The sequence below is a fragment of the Pseudoalteromonas sp. Angola-30 genome (assembly GCF_028599215.1).
In the GTDB taxonomy this organism is placed as follows: Bacteria; Pseudomonadota; Gammaproteobacteria; order Enterobacterales; family Alteromonadaceae; genus Pseudoalteromonas; species Pseudoalteromonas atlantica.
Genome location: NZ_JAQREI010000006.1, coordinates 64,553 through 81,251 on the forward strand (window position 1 = coordinate 64,553; position 16,699 = coordinate 81,251).

16 protein-coding genes are annotated in these 16,699 nt (G+C 40.1%); 12 read left to right on the forward strand and 4 right to left on the reverse strand.

The window, feature by feature from the left end; all coding sequences use genetic code 11:
• Positions 1-112: 112 nt before the first annotated feature.
• From proB to PSH54_RS09940, 5 genes are all read left to right on the forward strand, one after another.
• Entirely contained in the window at positions 113-1,216 is a 1,104-nt protein-coding gene (gene proB, locus PSH54_RS09920; protein WP_024033166.1) for a glutamate 5-kinase, read from the forward strand.
• Between the two features lie 349 nt (positions 1,217-1,565).
• Positions 1,566-2,540, forward strand: a complete 975-nt coding sequence (locus PSH54_RS09925; protein ID WP_248530597.1) for a GGDEF domain-containing protein — start codon at positions 1,566-1,568, stop codon at positions 2,538-2,540.
• Between the two features lie 55 nt (positions 2,541-2,595).
• Entirely contained in the window at positions 2,596-2,955 is a 360-nt protein-coding gene (locus tag PSH54_RS09930; protein ID WP_004586118.1) for a glutaredoxin domain-containing protein, read from the forward strand.
• Positions 2,956-3,000: 45 nt separating this feature from the next.
• A complete protein-coding gene (gene gltX / locus PSH54_RS09935) occupies positions 3,001-4,485 on the forward strand; it encodes a glutamate--tRNA ligase (protein ID WP_024033164.1) in 1,485 nt (494 codons plus the stop codon).
• A gap of 161 nt (positions 4,486-4,646) precedes the next feature.
• Entirely contained in the window at positions 4,647-4,946 is a 300-nt protein-coding gene (locus tag PSH54_RS09940) for a hypothetical protein (RefSeq protein WP_024033163.1), read from the forward strand.
• Positions 4,947-4,950: 4 nt separating this feature from the next.
• Here PSH54_RS09940 and PSH54_RS09945 read toward each other — a convergent pair whose 3' ends face one another.
• Positions 4,951-5,343 carry a hypothetical protein gene (locus PSH54_RS09945; protein WP_029773896.1) on the reverse strand — a complete coding sequence of 131 codons (393 nt, stop codon included), beginning with the start codon at positions 5,341-5,343 and terminating at the stop codon, positions 4,951-4,953.
• Between the two features lie 167 nt (positions 5,344-5,510).
• On the opposite strand from PSH54_RS09945, the gene PSH54_RS09950 reads away from it, so the two are divergent.
• The 3 genes from PSH54_RS09950 to PSH54_RS09960 all read left to right on the forward strand — a co-directional run bounded on the left by PSH54_RS09950 (position 5,511) and on the right by PSH54_RS09960 (position 8,821).
• Positions 5,511-6,212, forward strand: a complete 702-nt coding sequence (locus PSH54_RS09950) for a DUF3581 domain-containing protein (protein ID WP_096739166.1) — start codon at positions 5,511-5,513, stop codon at positions 6,210-6,212.
• A 325-nt stretch (positions 6,213-6,537) separates the two neighbouring features.
• Positions 6,538-7,788 (forward strand): DEAD/DEAH box helicase, encoded by a 1,251-nt coding sequence (locus PSH54_RS09955; RefSeq protein ID WP_273606050.1) that lies wholly within the window; start codon positions 6,538-6,540, stop codon positions 7,786-7,788.
• 55 nt (positions 7,789-7,843) lie between these two features.
• Positions 7,844-8,821 (forward strand): sensor domain-containing diguanylate cyclase, encoded by a 978-nt coding sequence (locus PSH54_RS09960; RefSeq protein ID WP_273587436.1) that lies wholly within the window; start codon positions 7,844-7,846, stop codon positions 8,819-8,821.
• A 77-nt stretch (positions 8,822-8,898) separates the two neighbouring features.
• Here PSH54_RS09960 and PSH54_RS09965 read toward each other — a convergent pair whose 3' ends face one another.
• Positions 8,899-9,855: a methylenetetrahydrofolate reductase gene (locus tag PSH54_RS09965; protein WP_024033159.1), complete on the reverse strand. Its 957-nt coding sequence runs from the start codon at positions 9,853-9,855 to the stop codon at positions 8,899-8,901.
• A 259-nt stretch (positions 9,856-10,114) separates the two neighbouring features.
• On the opposite strand from PSH54_RS09965, the gene PSH54_RS09970 reads away from it, so the two are divergent.
• Entirely contained in the window at positions 10,115-12,994 is a 2,880-nt protein-coding gene (locus tag PSH54_RS09970) for a M16 family metallopeptidase (RefSeq protein ID WP_273606051.1), read from the forward strand.
• Positions 12,995-13,081: 87 nt separating this feature from the next.
• Here PSH54_RS09970 and PSH54_RS09975 read toward each other — a convergent pair whose 3' ends face one another.
• Together PSH54_RS09975 and PSH54_RS09980 are read right to left on the reverse strand one after the other, a co-directional pair.
• Positions 13,082-13,396 carry a helix-turn-helix transcriptional regulator gene (locus tag PSH54_RS09975; protein WP_024033157.1) on the reverse strand — a complete coding sequence of 105 codons (315 nt, stop codon included), beginning with the start codon at positions 13,394-13,396 and terminating at the stop codon, positions 13,082-13,084.
• Position 13,397: 1 nt separating this feature from the next.
• Positions 13,398-13,805: a hypothetical protein gene (locus PSH54_RS09980; RefSeq protein ID WP_273606052.1), complete on the reverse strand. Its 408-nt coding sequence runs from the start codon at positions 13,803-13,805 to the stop codon at positions 13,398-13,400.
• A 296-nt stretch (positions 13,806-14,101) separates the two neighbouring features.
• On the opposite strand from PSH54_RS09980, the gene PSH54_RS09985 reads away from it, so the two are divergent.
• From PSH54_RS09985 to PSH54_RS09995, 3 genes are all read left to right on the forward strand, one after another.
• Positions 14,102-15,031 (forward strand): sensor domain-containing diguanylate cyclase, encoded by a 930-nt coding sequence (locus PSH54_RS09985; RefSeq protein ID WP_273606053.1) that lies wholly within the window; start codon positions 14,102-14,104, stop codon positions 15,029-15,031.
• 124 nt (positions 15,032-15,155) lie between these two features.
• On the forward strand, positions 15,156-15,974 hold the full coding sequence (gene cysE / locus PSH54_RS09990; RefSeq protein ID WP_004586131.1) for a serine O-acetyltransferase: 819 nt from the start codon (positions 15,156-15,158) through the stop codon (positions 15,972-15,974).
• A gap of 42 nt (positions 15,975-16,016) precedes the next feature.
• Positions 16,017-16,697, forward strand: a complete 681-nt coding sequence (locus PSH54_RS09995) for a hypothetical protein (RefSeq protein WP_273606054.1) — start codon at positions 16,017-16,019, stop codon at positions 16,695-16,697.
• The last annotated feature ends 2 nt before the right edge of the window (positions 16,698-16,699 follow it).

Consider the following 16,699-nt stretch of genomic DNA (forward strand, 5'->3'; position numbering starts at 1 on the left):
GAAATTTTATCAAATTAAATTAACGCCGATCCTAGCATGAATAATTTTAACTTGTTCAAAAATACCGAGCTGGTATAAGTTTATTTATCTTTCATTTTAATAGTAAATAATAATGCGTAGGGAACAGGTAATTGTTGTTAAGCTTGGTACAAGTGTACTAACCGGCGGCACCGATAAGTTAGATAAAGCCCATATGGTTGAGCTGGTTCGCCAATGTAGCGAACTTAAAAAGCAAGGCCACCAAGTTATATTAGTATCAAGTGGCGCGGTTGCTGCGGGTCGCGAACAACTTATTAAACCCTGTGGCCGCGGCCTAATAGATAAACAAATGTTGGCAGCCGTTGGGCAAGGTCAACTTATACATATTTGGCAAAGCTTATTTGCCTTGTATGGCATAAACGTAGGGCAAATGCTGCTTACCCGTGCAGACGTAGATGACCGCGAACGCTATTTAAATGCGCGCGACACCTTAAATGCGTTATTAAGCCACGATGTGGTGCCTATTATTAATGAAAATGACGCAGTAGCAACCGCCGAAATAAAAGTAGGCGATAACGATAATTTATCAGCGCTGGTGGCTATTTTGGCTAATGCCAACAAGCTATTACTGCTTACCGATCAAGAAGGTTTATTTACCAGCGATCCGCGCACAAATACCGACGCAAAACTGATTGACGAAGTCACTCATATAAACGATGAGTTACGCCAACTGGCTGGTGGTAGCGGTACAAGTTTAGGCACCGGCGGTATGGCTACAAAACTACAAGCCGCCGACGTAGCAAGGCGCGCAGGGGTAGAGGTTATTATTGCAAAAGGCGCTGGCAACAACGTTATTTTAAAATGCATGAGTGAGCAATTACCCGGCACGCGGTTTTTAAAACTCACTGCGCCAAAAGATGGCCGTAAAAAATGGCTAATGGCAGGGCCTAAAAGTACCGGCCAAATTATGATTGATAAAGGGGCTATTTCGGCGCTACAAAACAAAGGGGCAAGCCTGCTGGCAAAAGGCATAACCAATGCGTTTGGCCGTTTTGAGCGTGGCGACTTAATAGATTTAATAGACGCCAACAACCAAGTTATTGCACGAGGGTTAACACGTTTTAATCAAGTTGAAGTAAATAAAATTAAAGGTGCTCACTCAGAGCAAATAGGCGAACTACTCGACTTTGATAGTGGCGCTGTGGTGCTACACAGAGACGACTTAGTTTTGCTTTAGTTTTTTAAATAGCGCGTGTTGCGTATTAGTTATTAGTATAGCGGCTGGATTTAGGTATTTAAGCAAGGCAGGGCCTATGTTGTGTTTAGAATAACTGGTTGTACAAAAACATAAATGCAAAGCATAGGCTGTTTTAGGCTCTGCTGTATGTAAGTTATTAAATAATACCGCAGTAGTTATTGAGCTCACTAAGTTACTAAGCTCGCGCTACGATTTAATAGCGCTTAGCTAAAACAAACTTTAATCCACATAGCTCAATGCGACCTAATTAAAAAGTATTGGTTAATTAATTAGCAAAGTTGATGATTTTGTCTAAACTGATTGAAGTTAAAACAGTTTAGGCAAACTAATGAAGGCAAACAATTGCGGGCACGAATGGATAATCAGTCTAACTCAGCAAGAAGAAGAAAGTGATTTAGATGCATCATTAGTGCAGATTATTGGCGACCTACTCGAAGTTGAAAATTTTGCTATTTATATTAATAAACACTTTAGTGCGCAATTACCGCCTACGCTTATAAACTCGCACACCCGCCTTGAAGTATTAGAGTCTAACGAAGCCTTAGCGCTGCTTAATAAAGTAACCCAAAACAAAATAAGAGTAAGCCGTGCCTTAGGTGTAGTAACTACGTATGTGCCAGTGTATTACTTTGGTAAAGTAATTGGTATATTACTAATAGAAACCACAAAAGAGTTAGCGCAAACCACCACAATGCTCGCCGTGCATATTTTAAATATTTATGCCAACCAGCTAGGGCTATTACATAAATCGCGATTAGACCCTTTAACCGAGCTTTTAAATAGACAAACCTTTGATAAAAAAGTGATCGAAATTGTCTCAGGCAAAGGCTTTTTATTACCTCGTGATGATACAAACGAAAAGCGACGATGGTATTTAGCCATTGCAGATATCGATCACTTTAAACGCGTAAACGACAGCTACGGCCATGTAATAGGCGATGAAGTTATTTTACTTGTGGCGCGGCTGTTAAAAAATAACTTTAGGCTTGAAGACTACGTATTTAGGTATGGTGGCGAAGAGTTTGCGGTGTTATTTCAAACCAAAACCGAGGCACAAGCTCATATAGCACTTAACCGTTTACGCTCAAATATTGCTGAGTATCCTTTTCCGCAAGTTGGGCAGCTTACAATAAGTATTGGCTTTTTAGAGCTGGCAAGTATTGATACTGTATCTAGTATCGTAAACCAAGCCGATATGGCGCTGTATCATTCTAAAAATAGCGGCCGTAATAAAGTGACTGCTTATAGCGAGCTTGAGGTAAATGAAGAAGTGACCACCGATAATAGTATTGAGCTTTTTTGATTGTAAATTTGTGCTAAAATCTGGCTCCTTAAATTGTTGTAGGCAGGCACAAAACATGAAATTCGTTCGTTGGTTTTTAGGTTGTATAATTTTATTCTTTAATTTTGTATTTACTCCTCGCAGTAAAAAGCGTGCAAGCGATGTGCAAGCGCAGCTTGATCAGCAAACCTCACAATTTAAACTTTATCAATTTAAAGCATGCCCGTTTTGCGTAAAAGTACGCCGTGCAATTAAGCGCGAAGGCTTAAAAATAGAAACGCGTGATGCAAAAAATAATCAACAATTTCGTCAAGAGCTGTTAGAGCAAGGCGGCAAAATTAAAGTGCCATGCTTACGTATAGAAAAAAATGGCCAAGTAGAGTGGCTATACGAATCTAACGATATTATTGCTTACTTAAACAAAGTAGCGGCTTAAACGACCCCCTTAATTTTTATCTCACTTATTAAAAGAGACATTATCATGACAATCCGTACTCGTGTTGCCCCATCTCCAACAGGTGACCCGCATCTTGGCACCGCTTATATTGCTTTATTTAACTACTGTTTTGCTAAACAACAAGGCGGCGAGTTTGTGCTTCGTATTGAAGATACAGACCAAGTTCGTAGCACGCCAGAGTCAGAACAAGCGATTATGGATAGCTTACGTTGGTTAGGTCTTGAGTGGGATCATGGCCCTGACGTAGGTGGCGAATTTGGCCCTTACCGTCAATCAGAGCGTAGCGATTTATACAAAAAATACGCACACCAATTAGTTGAGCAAGGTAAAGCATTTTACTGTTTTGCAACCAGCGAAGAGCTTGACCAAATGCGTGAAGAGCAAATGGCAGAAGGTCTGCGCCCTAAATACGACGGCCGTGGCTTAAACCTCACCGAAGATGAAATTAAAGCAAACCTAGCCGCAGGCAAGCCTTACGTTATACGTATGAAAATACCAAGCGAAGGCACTTTTAAATTTAACGACTACCTACGCGACGAAATTGAGATCCCGTGGGAAAACGTAGACATGCAAGTGCTATTAAAAGCCGATGGATTCCCTACGTACTTTTTAGCAAACGTAGTGGATGACCACCACATGCAAATAAGCCATATTTTCCGTGGCGAAGAGTGGATTAACTCAGCACCTAAACTATTAAAACTTTACGAAGATTTAGGTTGGGAAGCTCCCGTACTAGGCCACTTACCACTACTGCGTAATCCTGATAAATCAAAGCTTTCTAAGCGTAAAAACCCAACTTCTATTAATTACTATAAAGAAATGGGTTACCTACCAGAGGCCGTGCTTAACTACTTAGGCCGTATGGGTTGGTCAATGCCAGATGAGCGTGAAAAATTCACTCTTAACGAGATGATTGAACACTTCGATATGAAGCGTGTATCACTTGGTGGCCCAGTATTTGATGTTGATAAGCTAAGCTGGTTAAACGGCATGTGGATCCGCGAAAACCTAACAGACGAAGAGCTTGTACAGCGCTTTGTTGATTGGAAGTTTAATGGCGAAATGCTAGCTAAAGTATTACCAGAAGCTAAAACGCGTATTAATACACTTTCGGATATGGTTGATTTAGCAGGGCATTTTGTAGGCGGCATTCCAACTTACGACCCAGCACTGTTAACGGCGGGCAAAGCTGACGAAAACGTAATACGCCAAGCGCTACAGTTTTTTGTATGGCAGCTTGAAGGTTTACGTAGTTTTGATAAGCCAGCTATTTTTGCCATTGCAAAAGAAGTTGCTACATTCCACGAGCTTAAAATTAAAGACTTTTTAGAGCCAATATTTGTAGCAATCACGGGTAAAACGTCTTCAACGTCAGTACTTGATGCAATGGAAATTTTAGGCTCAGACTTATCACGTGCGCGTTTACGTGTAGCGCTTGCTCATTTAGGCATTTCTAAAAAGCAGGCTAAAAATATTGAGCGTGCGTACCGCACATACCCAAGTGCATAATCTTTAGTCGTACTTTATAAAAAGCCGAGCTTATTAATTAAGCTCGGCTTTTTTGTTTCAGGCCGTTTGGCTATATGTCATCGCGTTTTGATCTTGTTTAGCGCAAGCCGTGGCGCTTTAGCAAATGCTATAATGCTGCATGTAAATTAAAAGGAGGCAGCATGATTGCACCTGTAAAAAACAAAGCTTTATTTAGCAGTAATGCCTTTTCAATAAACCTAGTTACTTACCCTACACATCACAGTGTGATGAACCATATAGATCCAGTACAGCAAGGGCGCTACTACAAACTTAATTTTGTACTAGTAAAACCTAAAGCTGGTGGGGTTTTTAAATGCTCAAAATGCATTATTAATTGGTTTAACCGGGTGTATTTATTTAGACCCGACAAATACGAGCATAGCGTATCTAAAATTGAGTCGGGAAAGCGCGTACTACTTAGCTTTGCGCTTAATATATAATTTATTAATAGTCGTAGGCCTGTCCGCTGCATAAAACAGACAGGTCACAATACGATACAGAGATTTCGCTACAAGAATTTATAGTAAAGGCGTTACCGCCTCTGCGCATTGCATCTGCTTTAAGTAAATCTATAGCATTTGATTTTAAGCGATTGTAGCTTATATTATTGTCGCCTCTACCGTCGCCATTGCAGCTTTCGCCTTCAATTCGGCCTAAAAGTGTGGCGCCACTTTCGTGTGCTTCTTGGTCGCTATAAAACTGTTGTAAATCTCGTTTTTTAACGTACGTACCAATTTCCTCAGATAAAACATCGTTATCTATATCGGTATGAAAAGTCACGCTAGAACATCCAGCCAAAGTAGTGAGTACGCTTATTACTGCAAAAACACGTAACATAATAATTAGTCCCTTATTTAGTTTGGTACCTAAATTACTAACTAAAACAGGTGTGTGCAACACTTACTCTTAAGTTAATTGTATGAATTTGTAAGTGATTCGACCTCTCTTTAAATTTTTTCTGGTAGTATGGGCAGGTTATAAGCAGTTTAAGCAGTGAACAATCTATGTTAAGTCCTTACTTTCAGCAGCATGCTGATTATGTTTCTATCTCTCGTGAGCAAGGGTGTCGTTTCGCAAAGTGCGTTGCCGATGATTACAACCCACTTCATGACAAAGATGCCAAAAAGTTTTGCGCGCCAGGAGACTTACTTTTTTCTTTAGTGTTAGACCGCTACGGTATAAGTGAGCGAATGGAATTTACCTTTGCCGGTATGGTTGATGAAAACACCAAACTTAACTTCCCAGAAGGGGATGATGAGTTTGATGTAACCAACGGCGACAAAGTAATTTTAAAGGTAAAACGCGAAGGTAAAACCAGCAAATGCCCAACACTTACTAATAGCTTAATAAAAAATTATGTTGAGTTTTCTGGTGCTGCATTTCCGCACGTAATTATTCCGCTAATGGGTAAGCAAAATGTAATGATTAACCCAGCGCGCCCTATGGTTATTTACGAGTCGATGATCATTAACCTTGATAACATTAATATTCAAACGCCAACGCTTGAGTTTGCTGAGCCAAGTTTTGAGTACACGGGTAAGCGCGGCAAAATTACCTTGCGCTTTAATTTACTAGAAAACGGCGAAAAAGTGGGTTTTGGTGAAAAGCACATGGTGGTGTCGGGTATTCGTGAATACTGCCAAGCAACGGTCGATGACTTAATCGCGTTTTATAATGAGCGAAAAGCCACCTTAAAACCGGTTTAAAACGTTATTAAATTATAATACCAATCCGCAATAATACTTAATCATTTTTAGAGGCTAAAAGTGTTGCTATCTGTGTTAAAAATTCTCATTTAGAACAACTAAATAGCGAATTTTTTGCCTAGCTATCAACACGTTTATCTGTCCTCAAAATAGATCACTTAATTAAGCGGATTGGTATAAAAAAGGCGCTAAATGCATTGTTATTTAGCGCCTTTTTTATTGATTAGCGAATGCAGCTAGGCTGAATACTTTTCTGAGCTGGTTAATTTACGCAGTACCGTAATATGCGTACAATAGCGCTCTTTGTTATTTTAAAGCTAAGCTTATGTCTGCTACATCGTTCTCATCTCTTAAACTCGATTCGTTATTACTAACCGCAATTGAGCAAAATAATTACACCACGCCTACCGCAATTCAGGTTAAAACTATTCCGCACATATTAGCGGGCAGCGATGTAATGGGCAGCGCGCAAACAGGCACAGGTAAAACAGCCGCCTTTGTATTACCACTACTACATAAGCTTTTAAATACACCAAAAAAAGATGAGCCAGGCATAGCCAGAGTGGTTATTTTAACGCCCACGCGTGAGCTTGCTCAGCAAGTGTTTGCAAGCTTTGAAAAATATGCCCAAGACACAAATATTCAAGGCGCTTTAGCGTCTGGCGGTGCAAGTATTGGCCCGCAAATTAAAGCGCTTAAAACGGCGCAAGTGATAGTCGCAACGCCTGGGCGTTTACTTGATCATATCGTTAAAGGCAGTGTGGTGCTTTCAAGTGTTGATTCGTTAGTATTTGATGAAGCCGACCGCATGCTGGATATGGGCTTTATTGATGAAATAAAACGTATTTTGCGCCACATTCCAGGCGATCGCCAAACCTTATTGTTCTCAGCCACATTCGATGACAGCGTGTTTGAGCTGAGTAAAAAACTACTTAAAAACCCCGAGCTGATTGAAGTTGATAAACGTAACTCAGCCGCCGTTGAAGTAGAGCAAGTTATTTACGCAGTTGATGAAGAGCGAAAGCGTGAGCTTGTATCGCACATGATTGGCATGAAAAACTGGCGCCAAGTACTTATATTTACACGTACCAAACAAATGGCCGATAAACTTGCCAAAGAAATGTGTAAAGACGGCTTAAAAACAGAGTCTATCCATGGCGATAAATCACAAGGTGCGCGCGACCGTGCATTACAAAACTTTAAAGAAGGCACAACGCGGGTTTTAGTTGCCACCGATGTAGCTGCCCGCGGTTTAGATATTCCGGCGCTTAAATATGTAATAAACTTTGAGCTACCTTACATAGCAGAAGATTACGTACACCGAATTGGCCGTACGGGGCGCGCTGGCGAGCAAGGCCTTGCCATGTCGCTGGTAAGTATTGACGAGCAGTGGTTACTGGAAGAAATTGAAGTACTACTGGATACCCGTTTAGCACCACAATGGCTAGAAGGTTACGAGCCAGATTTAAACAAGCCACCTAAAGATAACCGTAAAAACACCAACAAAGCGCGTAAAGATCGCGATAAAAAGCGCATTACCGGGCAAAGAGCACCAAGTAAACGCCGCAGAAAGTAGCCTTAGACATATTTATTTGGCTATACTAAGGCCACTAAATAGCTGAGGTATAGTTATGTTTGAAACAGATCAGTGGGCGTTTTCTGGTATCGATGGCCAAATATCATTACATAAATGGCAAAAAACCATTGATCTTATTACTGGGCTTTTTTCGGCCCCCTCTGGTTATATAGTTCAGGCTACTAGTAAAGGTTATCGTGTAGTTATTAGAGCTAATGAAGGTGGCTCACACTTTGAAACCAACCCTATACTCCCTCCCGAAACTCCCTTATTTTGTAAATATGTAGCCGAAAACAACAACACTTTGTATGTTAGCGATACCCGCAGCGATACGCAGTGGAATACCATGCCCGAGGTTATTGAAGATGGCGTTGAATCCTACCTAGGCTTGCCAATTCACTGGCCTGAAGGTGAAGTATTTGGCACCTTGTGTTTAAAAGATTCAAAAAAAACCAGCTACACCGATGAATATTTTGAGCTAATAGAGCAGCTTCGTGATTTAATTGAAGACGATTTAGCCCTTATTTATAGCTTTGAGCAAATGCGCGAAATAGCCATGCTTGACCCGCTTACCAATATTTATAATCGCCGTGCACTTAGCTTACTTGCCCAACACAAACTTAATTTAGCGCTGCGTTTAGGTTTTGATGTGTGTTGCTTGTTTATTGATATAAACGACTTTAAAAAACTAAACGACACTTATGGCCATGAAATAGGCGATCAAGCGTTAATCCTCTTAGCAAATACCTTAAAAACACATTTAAGAGAGGCTGATATAGTAGGGCGTTTAGGCGGCGATGAATTTGTAGCAGTAATGCAAATTAGTGATAGAAGTAAGCTTAGCCATATTATTGATAAAATAAAAATTGAGTATACAAACGCACTATTAGAAAACAACGTATGCGCGCTGACACTCAGCATAGGCGAAAGTTTTACTAATAAACAAAAGCAACCTTTTGATACGTTATTAAATTTGGCCGATCACCAAATGTATAAAAATAAACAAGCGTACAAATTGGCTAAAAAAGCATAATAATAAAAGTAATACACTTAAACATAGCAACAAAAAAGCAAGCCATTAGGCTTGCTATAAACGGGGATAATTAGGCTTTAAGCGATTTGTTTTTCGGCTAGGTTTAATTCCATAATGGCTTTTAATAAACGGTATAAGTTTATTGATGCGTCAATTTCTTCTTTACGGTTTGTTAAGCTTTCAATATTTAAGCCCAGTGGCACATCTAGGTGCGCACAACTTTTGAGTATTAGGTCGAGATTTTCTCGGCAAATACGTACAGATTCACTTAAGGTATTGTCTGCATCAAGCATGCGCCATTTAGTGGCCTCTGGCACTGAGATACCCAACCATTGCATAAACTCTAAGGTTTTATCGCCACCGCATGGCGTAAACGTTAAAATAATCCGTTTTGGTGTAATACCTTGTGCTTTACAGGTACGCGCATAACTTGTTATTAGCTCTATAGTTGCTTGCGCGTCGTAAACCGCTTGCGATATAAAAAACTGACAACCTTGTGCTGTTTTTTCTATAAGGCGTTCGTGCTCATTTCGCTTACTTGAATGTCGCTCAGCAATGGTGACGCCCCCTAAAAAGAAGTCATCACTTTGCTCTGCAAGCGTTTTATAGGCATCGGGCAAGCTTAGTTTTATATCACCTACCGATGAGGGGCTACCCACTAAAACGACATTTTTTAAATCGTAGTCGTTTTTAGTTTCATCCAACCAGCCTTTAAATTCCTCTACACCACGTTGTGCCACACTTTTGTAAGTAATGACATCTGGAGCAGATAAATTACGTAGTAAGTGGCTGTATTCACGTGGGTCTACAGTTTGTTTAAACGGAAATGGGCGTGCTTTATCTGTACGGCTACTTTCATCTTGAATGTCGTAAATTATCACGCCGTCGTATTCAATTTCGTGTAAGCGAGCAAGTAGTTTTTCTGCAATGATTTTTAGTTGCGCTTTATCAGTACCAATTTTAGGTGGAGTAGTACCAATAAGATAAACACCTTGATTGGTGTCTTCTATTTTTTCTTGTAGTGATAAAGCCATAATCCTCATTCCAGCTTAGTCCAATGTATGTAATTCAATATAACAGCCATTTAGACGTCTAGATAGATTTATTTAATGAAAGTTTTTCAATCAACTTGAGTTTTTTTCATACTTAAATGTTTTTAAAATAGGGAATTGACACAGTTGTTTACATTATAAATAGCCGATGGGCTCTTATATTTAGTGGCTTTGGGGCATAATCTAAGCGAGTTAGCATTAAACCTAATAACAAATTTGCTCAATTTAAAAAGGGACAACAATGAAATTTAAATTACTAGCAACAAGCTTAGCGGTATCGCTGGCACTAACAGGCTGCGCAACACAGCAAAGCGAAAACACCCAAACGGCACAACAACAGCAAACAACAAAAGCTGACGAACGTGTATTTTCGCAAGAGTACTTAATCGAAGAGCTTGATAACGGCTTACGTGTAATGGTTGTTAAAACCGATTACCCCGATGTCGTCTCGCTGCAAATTCCGGTATCGGTTGGCTCACGTAATGAAGTAAAAGCAGGTAAAACCGGTTTTGCTCACTTTTTTGAGCACATGATGTTTAAAGGCTCTAAAAAATTTCCGCAAGAGGAATACACTGCCATATTTAAAAATGCAGGGGTCGATAACCGTGCTTACACCACTAACGATTACACAAACTACCATTTAAACTTTTCAAAGCAGCACCTTGATAAAGTACTTGAAATTGAAGCCGATATTTTTCAAAACTTAACCTACACCGAAGAGCAATTTAGAACCGAAGCGCTAACGGTTAAAGGGGAATATTTAAAAAATAACGCCAGCCCAATTCGTAAGTTATTGAGCGCAGTACGCGAAGAAGCGTTTGATACGCACACTTATAAACATACCACCATGGGCTTTTTTGAAGATATAGAAGCCATGCCAGATCAAATGGCTTACGGTAAAGAATTTTTTGATAAGTTTTATAAGCCTGAATATGTATCGCTAGTGATTGTGGGCGATGTTGACCCACAAGCTACAATGGCTATGGTTAAAAAACATTGGGGTGGCTGGGAAAAAGGCGATTACGTTGCCGATATAAAAGCCGAGCCTGCACAACAAGCACCTAAATATGTACATGAGAAAAACGAAGGTTTGCCTGGTCATTGGTTGCTTGTATCTTACAAAGGGGCTGCATGGGAGCCTGCTAAAAAGGACAGAGCCGCACTTGATTTAATCTCACAGCTTTATTTTTCTAATAACTCCGATTTATACCAAGAGCTAGTGGTTGATAAACAAATAGCGAGTCAAATGTTTACCTATAACCCAGAGACAAAAGATCCTGGCTTACTGCATGTGTTTGTAAAAGTAGAAAACGAAGATGATTTAGCAAAAGCACGCGATGCTATTAACCGCACTTATGCAAAAGCACGTACCGAACTTGTTGATGAGCAAAAACTAAGTGATTTAAAGTCTAACCTTAAATACAGCTTTATTAACGGCTTAGACTCATCACAAGCGATTGCGTCAACACTTGCAAGTTATATGCATTTTGAGCGCGACCCAGAGGTTATTAACCAGCTTTATAAATCGGCCGACAACATCACAGCACAAGATATTAAAGCCGTGGCTAATAAGTATTTTGTAGATGACGCGCGTACTACTGTAACTATGTCGGCACTTGATAAAGCGCCAGGCTTTGAACAAGAAACAAGCTTAAATGCATTAGTAGCTAAGCATGATAAAGCGCCAGAGGCACCAGTATTTAAAGTGCTTGATAAAACGAATAGCTCGCCGCTGATTGATGTAAACTTTTTATTCAATACAGGGGCTGCTGCAGACCCGCAAGGTAAAAAAGGGGTTGCTGCGCTCACAGCCGCTATGCTTGCTCAAGGTGGCTCGCAAAGTACGAGTTACAAAGACATACAAAAAGCGCTTTATCCGCTTGCTGGCAGCTTTGGTTATCAAATAGATAAAGAAATGCTGTCATTCCAAGGGCGTATTCATAAAGATAACGCTGCTACATGGTATGCGCTTGTAAGCGATCAATTACTTAACCCAGGTTTTAGAGATGATGACTTTAAGCGCCTTAAAAAAGAAATGATCGACGGTATTAAGTCGGGCTTAAAAGCCTCTAACGATGAAGAGCTAGGTAAAGAAGTGCTTTACAGCGCACTTTACAAAGATCACCCATACGAAAGCTACAATTACGGGGATATTTCGGATTTAGAAGCATTAACGCTTGATGATGTAAAAGCATTTTACAACACAGAGCTTACCCAATCTAAACTAACACTGGGTTTAATTGGCGCTGTGCCAAAAGCGCTTAAAGCAGAAATCATGAGCGACTTAGCAACCTTACCTAAAGGCGAGCAAAGCCGTTTAAGTATTCCTGATGCGCCAGAGCTTAAAGGTCACCATGCAACGATTGTAGAAAAGTCGGCGCAATCTACTGCGGTATCGTTTGGTTTCCCAATTGATACTATTCGTAGTAGTGAAGATTGGACAGCCCTTTGGCTGGTGCGTTCGTACTTTGGTGAGCACCGTAGTTCTAACTCATACCTGTATGAGCGAATTCGTCAAACACGTGGTATGAACTACGGCGATTACGCCTACATTGAGTACTTCCCACGTGGCATGTTTCAAACTAAGCCTGATGCAAACTTAGGGCGCTCTGAGCAAATATTCCAAATTTGGTTACGCCCGCTGCGCTCTAATAACGATGCACACTTTGCAACACGTACCGCGTTGTTTGAGCTGGATAAGCTTATTAAAAATGGTTTAACCGAAAAAGACTTTGAAGCAACACGTAACTTTTTAATTAACTACGTGCCGCAGCTTGTCGCAAGTCAAAACCGCCAATTAGGTTATGCACTTGATAGTGAATTTTACAACACAGAGTCGTTTGTAAAATACGTGACAAGTAAACTTGAAAAGCTAACGCTTGCTGATGTTAATCGCGTGATTAAAGATAATCTGCAAACAGATAACGTACAGTACGTGTTTATTACCGGTGACGGCGAAGACATGAAAAAACGTTTAGTGTCAGAGCAAACATCGCCAATGGTTTACAACACAGAAAAACCAGCAGCGCTTGTTGCTGAGGATAAAGTCATTGCCGATTATAAATTAGCTATTCCAGCTAACAACATTGAAGTAATGGCTGTTGAAAAAGTGTTTCAGTAATTAATCTCTTTTTATAACATATAAAAAATGCCCCAGTGCTTATAGCCTGGGGCATTTTTATTTAATTAATGCTATTAAAGCGTAATATTAGTTAGTCGCTAAAAGCACTGAGCCTGCGCCTAGAGCAAAGCTTATTAAGGAACTAATAACCACTCCCGCTAAAAAGCTTTTAGTTGGCGTACTTTTAACGTCATTATTTATAGGCTCATCAAGTTTAATTAGCTCGCCTTGGCGTACTTCAAGTACCGCGCAAAGCGCCATAGTGGTTTCTTTAGAAGCGGCGCCTTCTTTTTCTACCCGTTGAATGGTCCGCAAACTTACATCGCAGGCATCTGCGAGCTGTTGCTGCGTCCAATCTAACTTATTTCTAAGCGATTTAACTGTTGTAGGATTTAATTGCACGTTAAAGCTTCCCTACAAATAGTTCAACAATAGTTGCCGTTGTATAGCCAAACACCGCCCCACCTAATGTACAGCCAGCAAGAAAAAATGCTGCCTTTTTAGGATCGTCTGAAAGACTACTTTGAACTTGTTTGGCTATCACACTGCTATTTTTATAAAGAGTGCACTCCAGACGCCCCGTAAGTATATTAAGCATGTCAAATTTTACTTGGTACTGTGAGCCCTGAAAAGCAAAAGAGTGTGTGCTTGCACAGTAGATAGTTCGTTTTTTACTGAATAGGTCATCGTTTACAAACACTTCTTCTTTACCAGTAAAGTAGCTTCCAAAACAGGCTATTTGATTGTCGCCATCTTGAAAGTAAAATTTATAACCAAGCTTTTTTGTATTCAATATATCGTTTTTCATCATCGTAATCCTTGTTGAGTTGATGATGCTAATTTAGCGTTTGTTTTTATTTTTTACGCCGTCAGTAGTATGCCAGTAGCTAGTTTGGCATATGACAGTAACCCTGTCATGCTGCTTTAGTATCTGATTTTTAATGTAAAAGTAAATTTTTTATATTTTTTATAGACTACTTAGCTGTCATACGGAGTATTACTTCACATTAATAAATTATGCAACTAGCGTGAAGTAAAGTAACAATATTGTGTTAAAAAATTGTTATTGATTATACTGATTAACAACAAAGCTAAAATGGAAAGCTCGTGATTGACGATAAAGCGTTTTTTAAGTTGGTACTAGATACCACGCCCGACCAAGTAGTGGTTATTAATTCTAACGGCGACATAGTCTATATAAACCGAAGCTGGCAAAATTTTGGTGAGCAAAACGACTGTGCCTGCTGTGATATGTGGGAGCAGCAAAATTACTTAGCAGAGTGTGAAAAAGCTGCGCAAAAAGGAGATAGCTTTGGTTTAAAGGCATTTAACGGCATTAAATCAGTTATTTCGGGGGCTAATGACGACTTCTATTTAGAATATCCATGCCATAGTGAAGATGAAAAACGTTGGTTTATGATGCGAGTAGTGTCGTTTAGCCATACAGATAAAGCGTATTACGCTATTAGCCATCAAAATATTACCGAGCGTAAACTGGCTGAAGAGCAAGTACAAAAACTTGCCGCTATTGATGGCTTAACTGATATTGCTAACCGAGGCTTTTTTGATACCTTTTTAGAGCAAGAGTGGAATCGTTGTCAGCGTTTAGGTATGCCGCTTTCGTTGGCTATTATTGATATAGATGATTTTAAATTACTCAACGATACTTACGGACACCAGCAAGGCGATACATGCTTAAAAAGGGTGGCTAAAGTACTCAATGAATTTACTAAACGCCCAGGTGATTTATGTGCCCGTTTTGGTGGTGAAGAATTTGTTTTAGTGTATGGAAATACAAACTCAGATCAGGCCTTGTTAGTATTGAACGATATTTTAGAAAAATTAAAACAGTTAAACATTGAAAATAAACATTCATTACCCAGCCAAACCCTTACAGTGAGTGTAGGCCTCACTACTATTACACCTAATAGTGACTTTACCTGTGCGTATTTAATCAAAGAAGCAGACGACTTACTTTATAAAGCAAAAGATAAAGGAAAAGATGCTTTGTGTGTGAGTGATTTAGCACTCATATAATTTTTTTATTCTTAGTTATACCTAATAACCAGAACAAATAACTAAGGCGTTAACACCTTAGGCTTTAAATCCGTTAAACTTAGGAAAAGGCTCTTTTTATATCAATTTAAGGCAGTGTAGTATTATGCGTCATGAAATTTGGCAACAGCTTCGTAGTGAAGCGAATGAAGTTGTAACTCGCGAACCACTTTTAGCAAGTCATGTGTATTCATGCATTTTAAATCATGAGTGTTTAGGTTCGGCGTTAAGCTTTATTGTTGCTAATAAGTTGGCAGATGCTGTTGTATCGGCTTTTACAATACGTGAGTTGTTTGACCAAGCGTTTGTAAAGTGCGACCGTATGCTTACTTATGTGGCCGAAGATATTAAAGCCGTTAAAGACAGAGACCCGGCAGCCGAAACCTACCTTACGGTTATTTTAAACTTAAAAGGGTTTCATGCTATTCAAGCGCATCGTTTAGCTAACTGCTTGTGGCAGCAAAACCGTAAAGAGCTTGCTCGTTTTATTCAAAGCCGAACCTCAGAAGTGTTTGGGGTTGATATTCACCCTGCGTGTCAGGTTGGTAAAGGGATAATGTTTGACCACGCCACCGGTATTGTTATTGGTGAAACTGCAGTAATTGAAGATAACGTATCAATACTGCAATCGGTCACGCTTGGTGGTACGGGTAACGAGCAGGGCGACCGTCATCCTAAAATTAGAGCCGGTGTGCTTATTGGTGCAGGCGCAAAAGTACTGGGTAATATTGAAGTAGGCGAGGGTGCACGTATTGGCGCAGGTTCAGTTGTTTTAACTGCGGTACCGCCACATACCACCGCTGTAGGCGTACCGGCTAAAATTATTGGCAGACCGGATTGTCCGTGTCCGGCGCAAAGTATGAACCAAAACTTTTTAACCACTCCAGAGCCTGAAAACGAATCACACACCAGCGCCATGCTGTAATAGCAGCCTGTATAAATAAAAATAATTTTAAAAGGAATTAAAATGAACAAAAATAGCTTATTAACACTAGGGATAGGATTTATTGCGGGTGTAGGTTTAACGTGGAGCTACTTTAATTTATCTTCAAGTGACGCAAACCCCGCAAAGTTACAACATGCTGATACAAAGCAGCAGGCACCTTTTGTTCAGCCAGTTAAAAGCAGTGAAGCAACAGCAAAGCGTGTTGCACCCGCTGCCCCTGAGCAAAGCGCTCGTATAGAGCAAAAAGATAATCCCTCTAAACCAGAACCACAATCGCTAGATGAGCTTCCTTTAGAAGAGCAAGTATCGCAGCTTAAACAGCAATTAGCAGCGCAAAAAGCTTTGATGAAAAACGCGGCGCAGCAGCTGCGTGACCCCTCTGATGCACAAGCCGTTTTGCAAGCGCAATTTGATGAGCAAATACGTAATGAAGAGTGGGCTTATCAAACAGAAATAGCTTTACAAGATTTTTTACTTACCTCTGATCTAAGCTCTATCCCAGAGATTGTTAGTGCAGCGTGTAAAACCACCGTATGTAAATTTGAACTTGCTGCACCTACTGATAACGACTCGTTTGATCATACCCAATGGCGAGAGCTAAACGATAAGTTAATGAAGCAAGAGTTTTGGTTGCAATTTAAAAGAACAACCTCAACGTCAAGCGACACCGAACTAACCTTACTAATGGCCACAGAGCTTTAACT